General features: G+C 45.6%; 14 protein-coding genes. 9 read left to right on the top strand and 5 right to left on the bottom strand.

The genetic code is table 11. The features are described from left to right. Positions 1-172: 172 nt before the first annotated feature. A complete protein-coding gene (locus tag MKY01_RS06995; RefSeq protein ID WP_101314123.1) occupies positions 173-460 on the top strand; it encodes a hypothetical protein in 288 nt (95 codons plus the stop codon). Between the two features lie 237 nt (positions 461-697). Next, positions 698-1219, top strand: coding sequence for a GNAT family N-acetyltransferase (locus MKY01_RS07000; RefSeq protein WP_127551347.1), 522 nt, complete (start codon positions 698-700; stop codon positions 1217-1219). On the opposite strand, the gene MKY01_RS07005 is transcribed toward MKY01_RS07000, so the two are convergent. Beyond that, entirely contained in the window at positions 1137-1622 is a 486-nt protein-coding gene (locus MKY01_RS07005) for a hypothetical protein (RefSeq protein WP_339285998.1), read from the bottom strand. The two genes, MKY01_RS07000 and MKY01_RS07005, sit on opposite strands and share 83 nt — an antisense overlap. A gap of 438 nt (positions 1623-2060) precedes the next feature. Between MKY01_RS07005 and rhaD the strand changes: the two genes are divergently transcribed. From rhaD to MKY01_RS07035, 6 genes are all read left to right on the top strand, one after another. Next, entirely contained in the window at positions 2061-2906 is an 846-nt protein-coding gene (gene rhaD, locus MKY01_RS07010; RefSeq protein ID WP_127551343.1) for a rhamnulose-1-phosphate aldolase, read from the top strand. A 261-nt stretch (positions 2907-3167) separates the two neighbouring features. Beyond that, a complete protein-coding gene (locus MKY01_RS07015; protein WP_127551341.1) occupies positions 3168-4985 on the top strand; it encodes an APC family permease in 1818 nt (605 codons plus the stop codon). Between the two features lie 343 nt (positions 4986-5328). Then, positions 5329-6291, top strand: a complete 963-nt coding sequence (locus MKY01_RS07020; protein WP_076327280.1) for a sugar ABC transporter permease — start codon at positions 5329-5331, stop codon at positions 6289-6291. Next, a complete protein-coding gene (locus tag MKY01_RS07025) occupies positions 6288-7109 on the top strand; it encodes a carbohydrate ABC transporter permease (protein ID WP_036669010.1) in 822 nt (273 codons plus the stop codon). Before MKY01_RS07020 ends, MKY01_RS07025 begins: the two co-directional genes overlap by 4 nt. A 376-nt stretch (positions 7110-7485) precedes the next feature. After that, positions 7486-8844, top strand: a complete 1359-nt coding sequence (locus tag MKY01_RS07030) for an ABC transporter substrate-binding protein (protein WP_339285999.1) — start codon at positions 7486-7488, stop codon at positions 8842-8844. A gap of 589 nt (positions 8845-9433) precedes the next feature. After that, positions 9434-9646: an immunity 17 family protein gene (locus MKY01_RS07035; protein ID WP_047842001.1), complete on the top strand. Its 213-nt coding sequence runs from the start codon at positions 9434-9436 to the stop codon at positions 9644-9646. 253 nt (positions 9647-9899) lie between these two features. Here MKY01_RS07035 and MKY01_RS07040 read toward each other — a convergent pair whose 3' ends face one another. Beyond that, positions 9900-12488, bottom strand: coding sequence for a glycine betaine ABC transporter substrate-binding protein (locus tag MKY01_RS07040; RefSeq protein WP_127551337.1), 2589 nt, complete (start codon positions 12486-12488; stop codon positions 9900-9902). Then, entirely contained in the window at positions 12454-13683 is a 1230-nt protein-coding gene (locus MKY01_RS07045) for a glycine betaine/L-proline ABC transporter ATP-binding protein (protein WP_036611218.1), read from the bottom strand. Before MKY01_RS07045 ends, MKY01_RS07040 begins: the two co-directional genes overlap by 35 nt. A 501-nt stretch (positions 13684-14184) precedes the next feature. Here MKY01_RS07045 and MKY01_RS07050 point away from each other — a divergent pair. Continuing rightward, complete coding sequence (locus tag MKY01_RS07050) at positions 14185-14760, top strand: transcriptional regulator (RefSeq protein ID WP_036611216.1); 576 nt, start codon at positions 14185-14187, stop codon at positions 14758-14760. A gap of 128 nt (positions 14761-14888) precedes the next feature. Here the strand turns inward: MKY01_RS07050 and MKY01_RS07055 are convergent, their stop codons facing one another. Both MKY01_RS07055 and MKY01_RS07060 read right to left on the bottom strand, forming a co-directional pair. Further along, positions 14889-16520, bottom strand: a complete 1632-nt coding sequence (locus MKY01_RS07055; protein ID WP_164783421.1) for a helix-turn-helix domain-containing protein — start codon at positions 16518-16520, stop codon at positions 14889-14891. 187 nt (positions 16521-16707) lie between these two features. Next, a complete protein-coding gene (locus MKY01_RS07060) occupies positions 16708-17994 on the bottom strand; it encodes a DUF5050 domain-containing protein (protein ID WP_127551333.1) in 1287 nt (428 codons plus the stop codon). Between the last annotated feature and the right edge of the window lie 108 nt (positions 17995-18102).

Here is an 18102-nt window from a genome sequence, read left to right on the forward strand (position 1 = left end):
AAGTAAGCTTAGTTGGCTCCACCGGATGGTCCGGTGGGGCTTTTTTTGCGTACATTCGTCTATCAATCTATGAAGTCTATTAAAATTGGACATTATGACGCTGGTAATTCACCGTTGCTTTAATAGATTTCAAGCATAGAATACCGTATCAAAGCAAAAGGAGGTGATTTCAATGGCCATCCTTTTACCGCAACAGTTTTACAATCTTCCAGCCGGTGTAGGCAAGTCTTACTACGAAAACTTGGCTGGAGGCACCAATGCCAGCGCTACAGTGAACAACTTTGGACCCTTTCCTGTATCTCTCGTGATCACACGTGTTAATGCACCAGTAGTCACTTACGTTGTTCCTGTAAACAGCAGCCTTACCATTTCTGCAGGTGGAGTTCTGGTGTTTGCTTTGTTAGCTAACCTTGGGGGCGCAGCTTCCGGAACAATTCAATTTGCCGTAGGTGATTTGTAATTGGTGTGAACTGGATTGGAATGGCCTCTGTCGGACATCTTGTCGGCAGGGGTTTTCTTTTTTTATGGATATACATAGATTTAAATTAATTAAGTGGCTTGTTTACGATTACATCTGTATTCGATGCTTTAAACGTTAACAGCGCCTTTATACAGGCTTGTTTACTTTGGCATTCATTCGATTAATTTAAGGTATAGGCGGCACGCAGATTGGTGTTGGCATACAGGAGGTTAGTGGATGATGAATAGAACAATCTTATTTGAAACGGAACGGTTGGAATGTGCGACTTGGAACGAAGGAGATCGTGCGCTGGCGTTTGCATTGTGGGGCGATCATGAGGTTGCCAAGTGGATTAGCAGCAAGGGATTTCTGAGCGAGGATGAGGTAGAGGCACGATTGACACAGGAGATTCAAAGGCAGAAGGAAGCGGGTGTACAATATTGGCCCCTTTTTGAGAAAGAGTCGGAGGTGTTTGTCGGTTGTTGTGGCCTGCGTCCGTATTCTCCAGAAGAGGATATGTATGAACTGGGATTCCATCTAACCCGGGATCACTGGGGCAAAGGGTATGCCCAGGAAGCAGCGCGTGCGGTGATTACGTATGCCTTTGACGAAATGAAGGCGAAGGCACTGTTTGCCGGGCATCATCCGGATAATGAAGTGTCACGTCACATCTTGATCAAGCTGGGATTTGAGTATACAGGTGATGAACGTTATGAACCGACAGGAAAGAAGCATCCATCGTATGTGCTGCGAAAATAAGAAACCCCCGACCAATGAAGGACAGGGATTGAGGGCATCTGGTTTCCTCTTTTTTATAGAACAAGTTCATTCGAAACAATACGATGTGCAGTGACGATTTGCCCGTTGCTGTCTTTTCCCACACTGAAATTTCAGTTAATGCAGCTGCGCCTCCACCCGTTGTGAATACATATTCGTATCCATCCAGGTTGGCATAGTAGGTTTGAGAGAAGACTTGCCCGGGGGTCAGATTAACGGATTGCAGCACATATAAGGTCCTCGTTCCATTCAGGAAATAACCTTCAATGAGTACATTGGACGTATTGATGGAATCGGTGTTGACCATTTTGATGGTGACCTGTTGTGTAGGCCTGCTGCCACCGGAGAGGTTGTTCTCGATCGGGCCTGTAGAAAGGACTGCCATAGGTCCAACTCCTTTTTTATGAATGACTTTTTCTGAGAAAAGCTAGAATAGCATATGTTAGAATCGACAAAAGCGTTTGGACAGAGAGAGATATGTACTGAATGAAAAGGAGGAACTGAATCTTCTGTCCCAAGGAGATATATGTTTTCATGCTTTTTTTATTTCGCTTTCAGCTTCTATTAAGGTAGCAGAGGTAAGATAAGTCTTGTAAACCCCTTCTCGTGTTAAATAGATGTGTGACTGACCCCGCCGGGCGCCGGTGGGGTATTTTTTTTGTTTTATTTTCAAATAAACAAAACTAAACAAAGAAAAATAAAAGGTTAATTCTGTGTTTGTTATTGACTATCAAATATAAACAAAGGTATAATGAATGTGAAATAAGGAACTTACTATGTACGTGGCAAGCCATTTGATTTTCAATATAAGGAGAGATTGATCATGAACGTGACCCTTAGCAATGAAACAACGCAGGCTGCAGGTTTCCATATCCCATTTGTTCGTGAGATGGCTGAGATTACACAACATATGTGGAAAAATGGCTGGGATGAGCGCAATGGCGGTAATGTCAGCTATCTGCTGGAGGTAGAGGAAGTTGCCCAATATATCGATATCCATCATGTGATTCGCAAGATCAAACCGGCATTTTCGGTGCATGAGCTGGCAGGCAAGTATTTTATCGTGACCGCATCGGGCAAATATTTCAAAAATGTACTCGCTGATCCGGAGAGTAATCTAGGGTTGCTGCGTGTATCGCAGGATGGACAGGAGCTGGAAGTACTCTGGGGATTGAAGTCGGGGGCGAATCCAACAAGTGAGTTGCCTACACATTTCATGAGCCATATCGAACGTTTGAAATTGGACCCGAACCACCGGGTTGTCATGCACAACCATGCCACTCATGTATTGGCTATGACGTTTATCCACGAATTGGATGAAGCTAAATTCACGAAGACCCTCTGGCAGATGTGCACGGAGTGTGTGGTTGTATTTCCGGATGGGATCGGCATTATTCCATGGATGATTCCTGGATCAAACGAGATTGGCCGCGAAACGGCTGAGAAAATGAAAGAATATCACGCGGTCATCTGGCCGCAACATGGCATATTCGGAACAGGCGCAACGATTGACGAGGCTTTTGGTCTGATTGAGACGATCGAGAAGGCAGCCCAAGTGTATATGCTGGTCGCTGGTCACGAGATCCGGCAGAGAATTACAGATGAGCAGCTGACCACACTGGCACAAGCGTTTGGTGTTACCCCTCGTCCCGGAATTCTGGGCAGATAAAATAGTCAACGCATAGATCAAGGAAGTGGTCTTTGGTTCATTGAACCAAAGGCCATTTCCTTTTTTTTGACGAACAATCGTCATTTTGGTTCAAAAAAGTTCAAATTGCTGAACAAGAATGGCTTTGTTATCGATTATTGAATCGTAGAATGCATTATCACGCGCTGGCGAAATTCGGGTGAAATGACGTATTGTCAACGGCTCTGCGATTTTGCATAATAACAATGCTTCACAGATGAGAGACGGAAGGAAGTTATGATCATGCTTGGCAAAATGAAGAGAATCTTAATAGGCAAGCCCATGAAATCGGCTGAACTGGATGGAGAAAAATTGGGGAAATGGAAGGCACTCGCCATCCTGTCCTCGGATGCCCTATCGTCCGTTGCCTACGGTACGGAACAGATTTTGCTGGTGCTCGTTGCGGCCGGATTCGCCGCCCTGTGGTACTCCGTTCCGATTTCCATCGCCGTGCTGGGATTACTCGTCATTTTAATTTTTTCTTATCGCCAGACGATATTTGCTTATCCAACAGGGGGCGGCGCTTATATCGTAGCCAAGGATAACCTGGGTACAACATCCAGTCTGATTGCCGGAGGATCTCTGCTGGTCGATTATATTTTGACCGTTGCGGTAAGTTCGTCCGCAGGGACGGATGCGATTACATCGGCTTTTCCTATGCTGCATGACTACAGTGTTGTGATTGCTCTGATTATGATTGTTTTTCTAACCATTATGAATTTGCGGGGAGTGACGGAGTCAGCGTCTGTGCTGGCGATCCCCATTTATCTGTTTATCTTTTCGATTGCGGTTCTGATTATCTCGGGCGGAATCAAATTTCTTGCCGGGGGGATGGAAGCAGCTGCACCAGAATTCGGAACTAGTCTATCCCATGTGAGTGTGTTTCTGTTATTAAAAGCATTTAGCTCCGGTTGTTCGGCTTTGACTGGCGTGGAAGCGGTAAGTAACGCAATCCCGAACTTCAAGCAACCTGCTGAGAAAAATGCCGCGGGTACATTACTGCTCATGGGTTGTATATTGGGAGCCATGTTCATCGGTATCACCTTACTGGCTTATGGGTACGGAGTGAAGCCTGATCCCAAAGCAACGGTCATTTCCCAGATTGCTGAAGCGACGTTTGGCAGGGGCACGATGTATTTTATCATCCAAGGTGTAACGGCACTGATCCTGTTCCTCGCAGCCAACACAGCTTATTCGGCTTTTCCGCTGTTATCCTTCATGATGGCAAAGGATAAATACATGCCGCATGCATTTATGGTCAGAGGAGACCGCCTTGGTTTCTCAAACGGGATCATTTTCCTCAGTGTGATGTCTGCGCTGCTGGTGGTCGGGTTCAAAGGGAATACGGAAAGCCTGATTCCGCTCTATGCGGTAGGGGTGTTCATTCCATTTACCCTGTCACAGCTCGGTATGATGATTCGCTGGATCAAAGTCAAGCCGTCTGGCTGGCAGATGAAGTTGCTGGTCAATACCGTCGGTATGCTGACCACATTATCGATTACCCTGATCTTTATTTTCACCAAGTTCACACAGACATGGGTCATCTTTATCTTTTTGCCGCTCGTTGTGTATGTGTTCATGCGTATTCACCGTCACTATTGCAACATTGCAGATGAGCTACGGATTGATATTCAGGTTGATAAGCCAGCCAAAAAAGGCAATACGATAGTCATTCCTGTTGCGGGCATTACCCGGGTCGTTATGAATACGATCAGTTACGCCCAGACGATGTCGGATCACGTGGTCGCGCTGTACATTGGATTCGATGATGAGGCCATACGCAAGATGGAGCAGAAGTGGGAAGAGTGGAATCCAGGCGTTCGTCTGGTCGTGATCAAATCGAGATACCGTAGCATTATGGGGCCGCTGAAGAAATTCATTGATACTGTAGAGTGGAAAACGGCCGAGACCGATCACATCACTATATTAATCCCGCAATTCATCACCAAGCACTGGTGGCAAAATGTACTGCACAACCAGACCAGCTTCATGATCCGAGCCTATCTGATCAATTACAAAGACGTGATTGTCACCACGGTGCCATATCATCTTAATCGTTAACTCGAACGGTTAATCGCTTTACCTCGTTTGGAAGATTTACAGATTATTGTAAAATGAGTCGCTTTTATTAATAAGCAAACGTTTATATTCCATTTACACATCAAACCGCAGGGATATCTCCAAACAGTGGAGTTCTTGCGGTTTTTTGTCATGAAATCCGGTTTGGATACCGCTTTCGAATGGATGCACATTTCCGTAAAGTCCCTTGTCCATGATTAACGTTACGTTGATTCAGAATGAATTTTGCTGTGACATTCGACTCTTACACTAGATAACGTGGTGCTGAAGTGGATCTAACATTTCACACACACTGAATGCGTGAAACAAGGGGGAAGAAAATCCGATGAGTGAGCTTGATAACCGGATCAGCTTGCCCGCCGCCAAACGGCGCGTATCCGGTACGAGTGAGCGCCGGACAGCCTCGCTGCGTGTGCAGCGAATGCGGGAGAATCTGCTGGCCTATGGTTTCCTGGCACCATCGCTGCTTTTGTTTGCAGTGTTTCTGTTTTACCCGATGTTTAAGTCCGTGTACCTGAGTCTGCATTCCACAGATCCGACGGGGCAGATTGCGGCTTATGTAGGACTGGATAACTTCAAGGCCGTGTTCCAATCAGGACTGTTTATGCAAGGGATGAAAGTGACATTACTATTTGTACTGTTTACAGTGCCTACGGGCATGCTGGCTGCTCTGATTCTGGCTGCACTGACCCACAACCGGTTCAAGGGAATGCGTGTGTTCCAATTTGTATTCTCTCTGCCCGTGGTGTTATCCGTCGGTTCGTCAGCGGTGATCTGGAAGTTTCTATTCCACCCGACCCTGGGCATGCTGAATTATCTGCTTGGCAAAGTAGGTATGGATCCAATTCCCTGGCTCACCAGCCCGGATTGGGCATTGATCTCAATTTCCATCATGACAATTTGGATGAACCTTGGATTCAACTACATTATTCTATCCAGTGGTTTGGCGGGCATCCCGGATGAGATCTACGAGAGCGCCAAGATTGACGGTGCAGGACCATTGCTGACGTTTCGCAAAATTTCGATGCCGCTACTGTCACCAACGTTGTTCTTTGTCACGGTTGTATCAATCATTGGTGCTTTTCAATCGTTCGGTCAGATCAACATTCTAACCCGGGGTGGTCCGATGGACAGTACAAATGTTTTTGTATATTCCATCTATCAGGAAGCCTTCGTTAATTTCCGCTTTGGTACAGGTAGTGCACAGGCACTGATCCTGTTCGTGGTGATTATGTTGCTGACCCTGATCCAGTTCAAATGGGTAGAAAGGAAAGTGCATTACCAATGAGTGCGACATGGACCAAAACGCTGTTGTATGTATTACTGACGATCTGTGCAGCGCTTGTGCTGTATCCGGTGATGTACACCTTTTTCATGGCCGTGATGACGCCGGAAGATGCGAGTGCTTATCCGCCGCATATCATTCCAAATTCCATCGATCTGTCCAACTTTAGCGAAGTATTTGATATTGTTCCGATCGGTCGATTTATCGGCAATACCTTTCTTGTCGCAGGACTGACAACGCTTGGTCAATTGATTACAGCGAGTATGGCAGCCTATGCTTTTGCGAAAATGCAGTTCAAAGGCAAAAACGTCATCTTCAGCATGTTTGTCGCAACGATGATGATTCCATGGGAAGTGACGATGATCCCCAACTACCTGACGGTTCGCAGTTGGGGCTGGCTAGATAGTTACCAGGGGCTTACCGTGCCGTTTCTGGCAACGGCGTTTGGTACATTCCTGCTAAGACAGTTCTTCATGCAGCTACCCAAGGAATTGTTCGAGGCGGCGAGGATTGACGGTTGTGGTCATATTCGCTATTTCATATCGCATGTCTTGCCTTTGTCCCGTCCGGCACTTGGAACACTGGCAATCTATTCATTCCTTAGCATGTACAATTCGTATCTCTGGCCGCTGCTGGTGACAAACACACCGGAAATGAGAACCGCACAGATCGGGATCTCGATGCTGGAGTTCCAGGAATCCACAGCGTGGAATCTGGTATTTGCCGGAACAGCAATGGTCATTCTACCATCCTTACTGCTATTGATTTTCGGGTTGAAACAGCTTGTCCGCGGAATGGCCGCAGGCGCACTGAAGGGGTAAGTAGAGAAGGTTTTACAAGTATTTAATTGAAGTGGAAGCTCTGAAGGTTTTGATCTAAAGATTTTGATTTTGAGGTTTTGAATTAAACCTTGTATCTTCGTACAAGGTCCAAGGTTTGGATACCAGGAGCGAATAAAATGAGGCTTGTGCTTCAAATAAAATGTTGAAATGAACGACGGTAGTAGTGGAGGGGACGAAATCGATTCTGAAGAAGCAAAGCGTTCGCCTTTATCCCCGGATTTCCCCCTTTGAAAGGGAATGAAAGAAATCCGGGGATAACAGCGATCAAAAGAACGATTCGTAACCGTAACGGCCACAACGCGTTATCCTCAAGATTTTATTGTACGCGAGTCATATAAAAGGAGAGCGATTTCGTTTGAAAAAAAGAGGAACATTCGCATTAATGCTGGCTGCACTCATGTTGGTCATTTCCGCTTGCGGAACAAAAGCTGAAACAAGCAGCCCGGCAAGTGGAGCACAAGCAGAAGCGGCCGTAGCTGAAACAACACAATTGACGTGGTGGCATTCCATGTCTGGCGCTGGGGAGAAAGCCATTAACCAACTCGCTTCCGATTTTAACGCTAGCCATCCCGACATTCAGGTGAAACCCATCTATCAAGGGAAGTACGATGAAAGTCTGAACAAACTCAAAGCATCCATGGGCTCAGACAGCGGTCCAGACATTATCCAAGTCTATGAGATTGGTAGCAAGTTCATGATCGATTCGGGCATGATTACGCCAGTACAACAGTTTATCGACAAGGATCAGTTCGACCTGTCCCAACTGGAGCCAAACATCATCCGATACTACACCATCGATGGCAAATTGAACGCCATGCCGTTTAACACATCCAACCCGATCCTGTATTACAACAAGGATATGTTCAAAGCAGCAGGTCTGGACCCGGAGAACCCGCCGAAGACGTATGAAGAGTTTGAGCAAGCAGCAAAAGCACTGGCGAAAGACGGTAAGCCAGGTGCATCCATGGCGATCTACGGCTGGTTTATGGAACAGTTCTTTGCAAACCAGAATGCAGATTATGTAAACAATGGAAACGGAAGAAATGAAGCAGCTACAGAGTCTCTGCTGAACTCCGAAGCTGGAGTGAAGACTTTAACGTGGTGGAAAAAGATGATTGATGAGAAGACCCTCTCCAATCTGGGACGTAGCACAGACGATACAACAGCAGCATTTACCGCTCAGCAAATCGGTATGACTCTTGATTCCACAGCTGGCCTGCGTAAAATCGTAGAAGGTTCAGGTGGCAAGTTTGAACTGGGAACAGGCTTCCTGCCTCGTCCAGCGGATGCCAAAGAAGGCGGCGTTGTAGTGGGTGGAGCGAGCTTGTACATCATGAATAACAAATCGGAAGCGCAACAGCAAGCGGCGTGGGAATTCATCAAGTACTTGGCTACACCAGAGGTACAAGCGAACTGGAGTGTTGCGACAGGATACTTCCCTATTACGACAGCAGCCTACAATGAGCAAGTATTAAAGGATAATATGGCGAAGTACCCGCAATTCCAGACAGCAGTCGATCAATTGCACGCTTCCGCCGATTCGACAGCAACATCAGGGGCATTAATGGGTGTATTCCCGGAAGCCAGACAACTTGTCGAAGGAGCGATTGAAACGGTCTTGAATGGACAAGGTACACCACAGGAAGCATTGGATGCAGCAGCTAAACAAATTACAGACAAGATTGCGCAATATAACAGTACGGTGAAGAAATAACTGTAGGCTAATTTCACATTACAACCAGATGCGGCGTTCATCAATGATCGTCGCATTGTTGTAATTTTATGATATCCTCTGAGACCTAAGACGGATTTTTCATAATGTACAACCTGATTGAACAAATGATTGCAACATTGATAACATGATGAACATTAACAGGTTATGTCTGATCATAGGCCAAGTAACAAAAGTATGGCTTAAAAGAGTGAGGGATTGTATGTCAAAATAAAAGATATTTAATTAACATGTGTCAGTAGTTCGATTTTATATACCACGGATAGGCCTAAAGTCGAGATGACGATTTATGTAAAAAAACCTCCTACGTGCTAACAATCGGCAAAACCTACGAATAATTGCAGAATGTACTCATTCTCCAGACAAGATATAGCTTAGAAAGATTTCGCGAAAATCAGCAGGTATTGTAGAAATTAGTTCTCTATGGGCAAATGAATATAATATGTTTAACTCCCTAAAAGAGCTTGCAGACTCCCATCTGCAAGCTGATTTTTTTTTCTAATTAATGCCTGTTAATTTTCACCAAGTGAAGGTATAGTAGACAGGATTATACTGAAGGAGTGTTGACGAAATGCAAGATCAACCCGTTTTAATCGCACTATTTGCCATAGCGGCAGGAATTTTTAGTTTGCTCGGTGGTATCAACAATTGGGATTGGTTTATGAAGAGCTTTAGAGCAGGAATTTTTGTAAAGACTATTGGACGGCAGGGCGCAAGGGTGGTATATGGTATTCTAGGTGTCGTCATGATTGTCATTGGTGTATTACTGTTACTGATCGGATAGTTATTGGGAAATTAACGAACTCACTAAGTATCATCTACATACGATGTTTATGATTTAAGGCAAAGTAAGAGGATATGTGAGAAGAGTCAAATGGAAAAAGCGTTTGAATGCTTAAAACAGCAGTATGCAGTAAGACCAGGATAGAATATCAAATCAAATAGCATGCCTGAAAAAAACATAGCCATAACAAAAAGACCACCGAAAAATTTCGGTGGTCTTTTACCAAATTCAGGTTTATCCATCTCAATCTGGTTTAATTATCTTTTAAGTCTTCAACAGAGTTGATCTCCATGTACGTTGGAACAACCAGACCTTGTTTAACTCCTGTCATGCTGACAGCGATATCTTCAATCTTGTCTCCATATGTCTTCCAGTAGTCCCCATGTGTGAGCGGGAGCCATACGGCTGGAGAAGCATCGATATCACCTGCTGCCAAGCCTGCCCACATGGGGCCAGCTTCGACTTGCAGTGCTTTGACTGTGTAACCCAGATCCGTCTCAAGCACATACTTCATCAGGTTGGTACTCGCAATTTCAGAGTCCCATGCAACATAACCGAGACGTAAATTGTCACCTTTAACCGGGGTTAACCCCGTGGTCCATTCTTCAATTTGGTCCGGATGTTTTTCCGCATAAGTCTTGGCAGCTTCTTCAGGCGAAACGCCCTTTTGAATGTCTACCATGATTTCACTCATTTGATCTGCAGTCCAATTAAAACGAGAGAAGAACTCATAGGCAACGGGATGATCTTCCTTGATTCCCTTACGTCCAACCGTGTGAACTTCCTCTGCATCGCCGAAAATTAAGTCGGGATCATCCAAATACTTCAGATCATACTGATTGAACATCCAGTGTGGAGTCCAACCCGTAACGATAATGGGTTCTTCATTTTTATAAGCTTTGTCCAACGATGCAGTCATTGCTGCTCCGGAGCCTTCAATCAGATTCCAGTTAGACAATTCATAATGTTTAATGGCGTTTGCTGTGGCCTTCATCAGACCTGCACCCGGGTCAATACCAACGATTTGGTGATTAACCTCTTCGCCCACATTAGCACTTGCCGATGGAGTGGAAGAAGCGGCACCTGTCTCCAGATCTGCAATCGAGTTTACTTCAGTCATGTACTTAGGAACCACGAGGCCTGTACGTACACCTGTCATATTAGCCCCCAGATCGTCCACCTGGTCTTTGTAACGTTCCCAGTAGTCTGCGTGTGTCAATGGCAGCCAAGCTGCTGGAGAGGCATCTACGTCGCCTGAGGCAACACCCGTCCACATTGGTCCGGCTTCGACTTGCAGAGCGTTAACTTTATAACCCAATTTGTTTTCCATCACATATTTTAGCAAGTTCGTACTTGCGATTTCGGAATCCCAAGCCACATAGCTGAGTTTGAATGCATCACCGTTCACTGGAGTCAGACCTTTGGTCCACTCAGCAATCTGATCGGCATGTTTCTCAGCATAAGCTTTAGCTGCTTCTTCTGCAGATGTGCCATCTTGGATAGCAGTCATCATTTCACCCATTTCATCCGATGTCCATTGGAAACGGGACAGGAATTCAAACGCAACAGGGTGATCTTCTTTCAGACCTTTACGGGCGATGGTGTGAATTTCTTCAGCATCACCGAAAGATTTTTCTGGATCTTCCAGATATTTCAGATCATATTTGTTGAACATCCAGTGCGGAGTCCAACCTGTAATAATGATTGGATCTTCATTTTTGATCGCTTTGTCCAGCGTGGCTGTCATGGCTGCACCAGAGCCTTCAATCAGAGTCCAGTCAGTTAATTTATAGTCTTCGATCGCTTTTGCAGCAGACTTCATGATACCAGCCCCTGGATCGATACCGATAATCTGATAGTTTACTTCTTGACCTACAGCATTGGCTGCTGAATTGTTGCCACCAGCCGAAGTTGTGCCACCAACGAAGTATTGTGAGAAACCAGCTACAAGCACAAGGAATGTTGCTGCAGCAGTGATCCATGCTTTTTGCTTGGCTGTAATGCGTGAGGTTTTTTTGCGACCTGGCATAAATACATTTTGTGTAAAACGGTCCAGAACAATCGCGAGTACAACAACGGCCAGACCGGCTTCGAAACCTTTACCGATTTGAAGCTGTGTTACAGCACGATAGACTTCCGCACCAATACCTTGTGCACCAATCATGGATGCAATAACAACCATGGACAGTGATAGCATGATGGTCTGGTTAATACCGGACATCACGGTAGGCAAAGCGAGTGGAAGCTGTACTTTGAACAACTTTTGCATGGAAGTTGAGCCGAATGCATCAGCTGCTTCAACCAATTCGCCAGATACCTGTCTGATACCCAGGTGAGTCAGACGAATCGTTGGCGGAATCGCAAATATAACAGAAGCGATAACACCTGGAACGACACCTAGACTAAAGAATGTGACCGCAGGCAGCAAGTAGACAAATGCAGGCATCGTCTGCATGAAGTCAAGCAGCGGTGTAATGATACGCGCCGCAGTTTTACTGTATGCGAGCCAGATTCCGACAGGTACACCAAGCAGGATCGAAACCAATCCTGAAGTGATAACCAGGCCGAGTGTGTCCATCGATTGGGACCAGTATCCCAAGTTATCTACGAGCAAGAACCCGATAACCGTAAATAGTGTCAGTGGGAGTCGTCCTACGAGGAACGCAAGAACACCCAATATGGCAATGAACAGGAGTGGATGGGGCAGCATGAACAGCCCGGAGAAGAATCCAACTACTGCCTGAATAACAATAGAGATTACATTAAACAATCCGGAGAGCGAGGAGCTCATCCAGTCAACGATGGATTCAATCCACGATGCTAGTGGTATTTTGGGAATCATTCTCAAGTTCCTCCTTTACTGCAACTTCACCGCTAAGTGCACCCAGCAGGGCACCGCGGACGATAACACCTTGCAGACGGCCATTCTCACCAACAACAGCGAGCGGCACATGGGCAGAACTTACAATCTCAAACAATTCATGAATCAGGGTCTCAGGCGACACTGTCGGCCCGTCCGTGATCAGAATGTCATTTAATACTTTATTTTCGCGCATTGCACGGGTTGCATCTTCTGCAGTAATGACACCAAGTAGCTTCTTCGAACGGTCAATGACAAACAGATTAGAGACACCATTTTCGCGCATGAGTTCGAGGGCTACCCGAGGACCGCGGTCAAGTGTGATTGTCTCAGGGCGACGCATGACGTGAGCGGCAGTGAGGACCTTGGACAGATCCACGTCTTCGACGAAGCGGGCCACATATGAGTTGGCCGGTTGAATCATGATTTCTTCCGGTGTACCGATCTGCACAACTGCGCCGTCTTTCATGAGGGCAATACGATCGCCGATGCGCAGCGCTTCGTCCAAGTCATGGGTAATGAAAATGATGGTCTTTTTCATTTTATCCTGAAGCTCGATCAACTCGTCTTGCATATCACGGCGAATCAATGGATCAAGTGCACTGAAGGCTTCATCCATCAGTAGTACTTCCGGGTCATTGGCAAGTGCACGCGCCAAGCCGACACGTTGCTGCATCCCGCCACTGAGTTCATCTGGCATTTTGTCTTCCCAGCCCTTAAGGCCAACCAGCTCAAGTGAGGTTTTTGCCTTCTCCCGGCGTACTTCCTTATCTACTTTTTGTATTTCCAATCCATACTCCACATTATCAAGAACGGTACGGTGCGGGAACAACGCAAACTTCTGGAAGACCATGCTAATCGTTTTCCGGCGCACTTCGCGCAATTGTTCTTTGTTCATCTTGCGTAGATCCTTACCATGGACCAGAATTTCTCCGGATGTTGGTTCAATCAGACGATTGAACATCCGAACCAGTGTGGATTTACCACTCCCGGACAGTCCCATAATAACGAAAATCTCGCCTTCCTTAATGTCCATGTTGACCCGGTTGACACCAACCGTTATCTGTTTTTCTTTGGCCAACTTTTCTTTACCCCAACCTTGCTCCAGTAATTGCAGACCTTGCTCGGTTTGGGGTCCAAACAATTTACTTACGTTTTTCACTTCAAGTATGGTCATGTTTTCACCCCTTCTGATGTGTTGTGCACTTCGAACGGCTTTCAGCATCCATAAGCCCATACACTTATGCGCCCAGCCACGAAATCCGGTAATTGTTGCTTCGCTTCCCGTCTTTCTGGGTAACGTTTTTAAGTCTAACAATACTTAACCAGTATATCAACCGAATAAACAGTACATAATGTTTGTACAGTAAAAACTGTACAAAGTTTTTCGTCCAAATACTCCGTCATTCTCCTTATTCTGGCTAATAAGGCAGCTTTACATTTGACATTGCTTTTCCTACAATAGAAAATGAGCTGAATTGAAGCTGAATTTTTTGGTTAAAAGATAGTCATAGGCAATTGTAGCCTGGTAAAGTTCCCATTTTCATACATTGGGTGAATGAAAGCCCTCTGGCATATATGATGTCCGGCCGAGTGCTTTCCCATGTAAGCAGGACTTTTAAAGTGTTGCAATTATTTCGCCAAAGACTGTGGAATGTTCAGAATGGAGGTTGCAAGCATGGGCTTGGACCATTTACAAGAGGAACAGCAGGCAACCGTGCTGAAGATTCGTAAGCGCGTCATTGAAGCCATTGGACGTAATATGGATCTTTACGGCGTTACGCTGTCGACGGGACACTTATATGGATTGCTATTTTTTGCAGACAAACCAATGACCCTTGACGATATGGGACGGGAAATGGAAATGAGCAAAACGAGTATGAGTACAGGTGTACGAACACTGCTGGATTTGAAAATGGTAAATAAAGTGTGGAGCAAGGGCTCCAGAAAAGACCTATATGAAGTGGAATACGACTGGCATCAGACGTTTACGGATTATTTTGCGATTAAATGGAGAAAAGCCGTGGAGAGTAACCTTCAGATTCTACGCAAATCAATTGAAGAACTGAATCGACTAGTCGAAGGTCTGGATGAGCAGGCAGACGCTGAACTTATCCACATTCTGATGGAAGACAAACACAAAGTTTTGCAAGCGGAAGCATATTACAAATGGTTGGATCGGTTGATTGATACCATGGAAAATGAAGAGATATACAAGCTTGTTCCGAAGGAAGAGATTAAGGAACATTCATAATTACATGCAAAGGGCCCTTTCCGTTATAGGAGAGGGCCCTTTGGCCTGTGCAATATCTTACTGAATTATTAATGAAGGAACACGATGAAAAAGATAATCTTGCCCATCGTATCGACCTATGTTCACATCTAATGTCCGATCAGACCTGCCTGAGGAAAGACTACAGACTGCTGAGTAATCTGTTCCAGTTCGTTCAGAATCTGCAACCGGCCACCCGGGGTCCAGCATAACCGTTGCCAGTTCGAAATATCGTGAACGTTACCATACAATACAGCAGGAGATCGATTCCATGATGCCGTTTGTTTCATGCGTCGGAACACCTTTTCACTGGCAGGTTGAAGCGAAGCACGATGAATTAACAGGTAATCCGTGTCCAGCACGGGAATACTATCCGCTACATACTCATTTCTGGAACTTTGGGGAGATACAAGCTGAGCAGGCTGAAGTCCCAATTCAGCATACAACAAGTGATTTAATGGATGCTCGCCAGTCCCTTTTAAGCGAATGGACTGATTCGTAACCTCCATCAGAGCCAACCGTTTTTGTCCGAAATAGGGTTGCAGGTTCAGGCTTGCTTCAAGCTTGCGAAACTCAAGTTCTTTGAAATTCAGCAACGCTTGTTTCTCACGTCCGACCAGTTCGGCTATGCGAATATGGTTCTCTTTCCAGTCCTCAGTAGACTCCAAGATGATGGTGGGTGCAATACTTTTCAGGCGATCGTAATAGGGCTTGTGGTAAAAGTCACCGATGATCAAGTCTGGCTTCGCCTGCCGAAGTTGATCGAATTGTCTGGTTAATCGGCGTTCTTGTTCATATTCATCCGATTCTCGGTCAAACACTCCTTCACCTTCCAGCACAGCTACCGGGCGCAGTCCAAGCGAGGCCAAGTTCTCATGGAATCCCATAATGGATGCCGTAGCTACGCGAAGTTGATCTCTTTTCATATATACGCTGGGAGCAATCCCCAAGGTTTGTTTGAATTTTCGGCTAAAATAATATTCATTGCCATACCCGACAGATACCGCGACGTCTTTGAGGACACAGGATTCCTCTGTCAGCTGTTTTTTGGCTTCTTTTATACGTAAACGATTCAGGTAATCGGTCGGTGACATGCCTTTGGCCTTCTTGAAACTGCGTGAATAAGAGCTGGGGGTGAGTCCAGCAATCTTGGCAAGCTGATCCATGCTGATTCCTTCACTCATGTAACGTCGCATATACATAATGCTGCGTTCCAAGGCAGGGTCCACTTTCTCATGATTGGCTTCTAGCCTGTTCTCTGAGAGAAATTGCAACAGCTCATGCAGTTGGCTATGTATGCTGATAAAGTGATCCGGTTGAAGACCGCGATAGGTTTCATACAGTTGTTCCAAACGTAATACAGCCTGCTGCTCATGACGAACCAGCAACCTGCCTGTCTCCCAATCCAGCGGGAAGGCGGGTGATGAGGTCATTTTCCATTCACCGCGCACTTGCTGCAAACAAACCGTATCCATGCTTAGCAATATACATTCGGTAACGTTCGAGCGTGCAGCGGCCTCGATGGTTGTTCCTGGCTTCAGTACAAACAAGCTGCCCGCTTGCGCCGTATAGACTGTATCATTCAGGACCAGAACACCGTCTCCTTGCAAAATAAGACAGAGCATGGGCCGTGACACCGTCTTGCCTTGCACACGGAAATTCTCCCCACGACGCACACGGCACATGGAGGAGAGGAGCGGTAGAGATGAGGTTTCAGCAATGAAGGGAAACTGTTCAGTCATACGGACCATCCTTTTGTCTTATTTTTATTAATGATAACAATTATCATTCTCATATGGAAGATGTTTTTGAAAAATAGTTTTCGACAACCAAAAAAGGACTACCAAGAGCCGTTATGGCTGCATGGTAATCCTTTTTGTTATGGACATGTCCGTTGAATGGGCTATACGCCTGAATCAACATGATATGTTAGTACGGTGTCACCAATAGAATATTGTCGAGGAAAACGTCACTCATAACTTTTTTCCCTGTTCCAACCGTTTGCACGTGATACAAGCGATATTGATCTTTGGCATTGATGTAGAAGAGGCCCGCAACATCATCTCTGATATGGAATGCATCCCATTCGTCCCCGGTAAGTTTCGTTACCTTGAGAGCTGTATTAACCGAATAGAGTCCATTGTTGCCCGAGATGTATGCAGCCGTAGATGTACCATTGGTCAATTGATTCGCAACATACGTTACATTGTTCAGGTTCAGGTTGGCAGACTTGGTCACTTTGTTGCCCGAGACCGTTTTGGCATAAGCCTTTTTGTCTGCATCAATAAGGACAACCTTGTCTGTACCTAAGGCACTTACTTCACGAACGCTTTTGTTATGAAGCTGAAGTGTTTTGGCTGAAGTTGTTAACGCAAACGCTTTGCCTTTGGCATAATTGTAATCCTTATTGCTGTCGAGAACGATTCCTTTGTTATACACGTAAAGATTGTTTCCCCAACCACCGGAATATACAGCATTCACATCCAGTTTGGCTTTGGGATTAACCGCAGTTGCTTTGCCAGTGTTGTAGTTCACCTTATACATGACAACAGCATTGGTGGAATAAAACTCCTCGTAGGGGTCTGTATTTACCATCAGTTGCAGTTCGTTTTTGGCTTGATTCGTAAAATAACGTCCTTCCACTGCGCCTGCGGCAATCCGTTGCACAGCTCCAGCACCGTTGGACGTTTTGGACACGATCCACGTGTTTCCATTAACCAACGCATTATAGTAGGCACGCCCTTTGGTTACCAGGAGGAATGGGAAGTCGGTATCAGCCTTGTCAGCAATCTTGGTGACAGATGAAGCGTCACTATTGCCATTCGCACGATAAATGGTACCTGTAGCATCCAGATAATAGATGAATCCGTTATCCGTGTAATAGCTGAGTACATCTGTAGCAAATGTCTCTGCCGCATCGCTGGACCCGTCATTCGGAACCCGAAGCAAGGTTGTGGAAGAAGCAGTCTGCGTGTAGTAGAGATAAGAGCCTGCCGCGAGCAAGTCCACACCTTGGAAATCAATTAATACTTCTGTTGTATTGCTGCCATCCGCGGATACTTTGTACAAAACTCCGTCGGACTCATAATACACTGTGGATTGGCTAAGTGAAGCTGCCTCGGCTACGGTTCCACCTCCCAATGTCACTGCTGCAATGAGTGTAAATAACAGCAATGTACAGATGGTGCGTTGTACGTATGTATACCCTGTTTTCATTCGTTCATCGTCCCCTTCATTCTTCTATATGTATGTCGTTAATTCCTTATGTTATATCGGTAAACTATGGAATATATGTTAGATCTCAAACATGAAAAAAAGAAGAGA

Origin of the sequence: Paenibacillus sp. FSL R5-0486, from assembly GCF_037975155.1 — a bacterium.
GTDB lineage: Bacteria > Bacillota > Bacilli > Paenibacillales > Paenibacillaceae > Paenibacillus > Paenibacillus amylolyticus.

Bases quoted from the DNA above. Each gene is read 5' to 3' on its own strand.
- MKY01_RS07055 (WP_164783421.1), bottom strand. From the start codon at position 16,520: ATGACTGAACAGTTTCCCTTCATTGCTGAAACCTCATCTCTACCGCTC.
- MKY01_RS07020 (WP_076327280.1), top strand. From the start codon at position 5,329: ATGAGTGAGCTTGATAACCGGATCAGCTTGCCCGCCGCCAAACGGCGC.
- MKY01_RS07025 (WP_036669010.1), top strand. From the start codon at position 6,288: ATGAGTGCGACATGGACCAAAACGCTGTTGTATGTATTACTGACGATC.
- MKY01_RS07035 (WP_047842001.1), top strand. From the start codon at position 9,434: ATGCAAGATCAACCCGTTTTAATCGCACTATTTGCCATAGCGGCAGGA.
- MKY01_RS07005 (WP_339285998.1), bottom strand. From the start codon at position 1,622: ATGGCAGTCCTTTCTACAGGCCCGATCGAGAACAACCTCTCCGGTGGC.
- rhaD (WP_127551343.1), top strand. From the start codon at position 2,061: ATGAACGTGACCCTTAGCAATGAAACAACGCAGGCTGCAGGTTTCCAT.
- MKY01_RS07015 (WP_127551341.1), top strand. From the start codon at position 3,168: ATGCTTGGCAAAATGAAGAGAATCTTAATAGGCAAGCCCATGAAATCG.
- MKY01_RS07045 (WP_036611218.1), bottom strand. From the start codon at position 13,683: ATGACCATACTTGAAGTGAAAAACGTAAGTAAATTGTTTGGACCCCAA.
- MKY01_RS07040 (WP_127551337.1), bottom strand. From the start codon at position 12,488: ATGATTCCCAAAATACCACTAGCATCGTGGATTGAATCCATCGTTGAC.
- MKY01_RS06995 (WP_101314123.1), top strand. From the start codon at position 173: ATGGCCATCCTTTTACCGCAACAGTTTTACAATCTTCCAGCCGGTGTA.
- MKY01_RS07060 (WP_127551333.1), bottom strand. From the start codon at position 17,994: ATGAAAACAGGGTATACATACGTACAACGCACCATCTGTACATTGCTG.
- MKY01_RS07050 (WP_036611216.1), top strand. From the start codon at position 14,185: ATGGGCTTGGACCATTTACAAGAGGAACAGCAGGCAACCGTGCTGAAG.
- MKY01_RS07000 (WP_127551347.1), top strand. From the start codon at position 698: ATGATGAATAGAACAATCTTATTTGAAACGGAACGGTTGGAATGTGCG.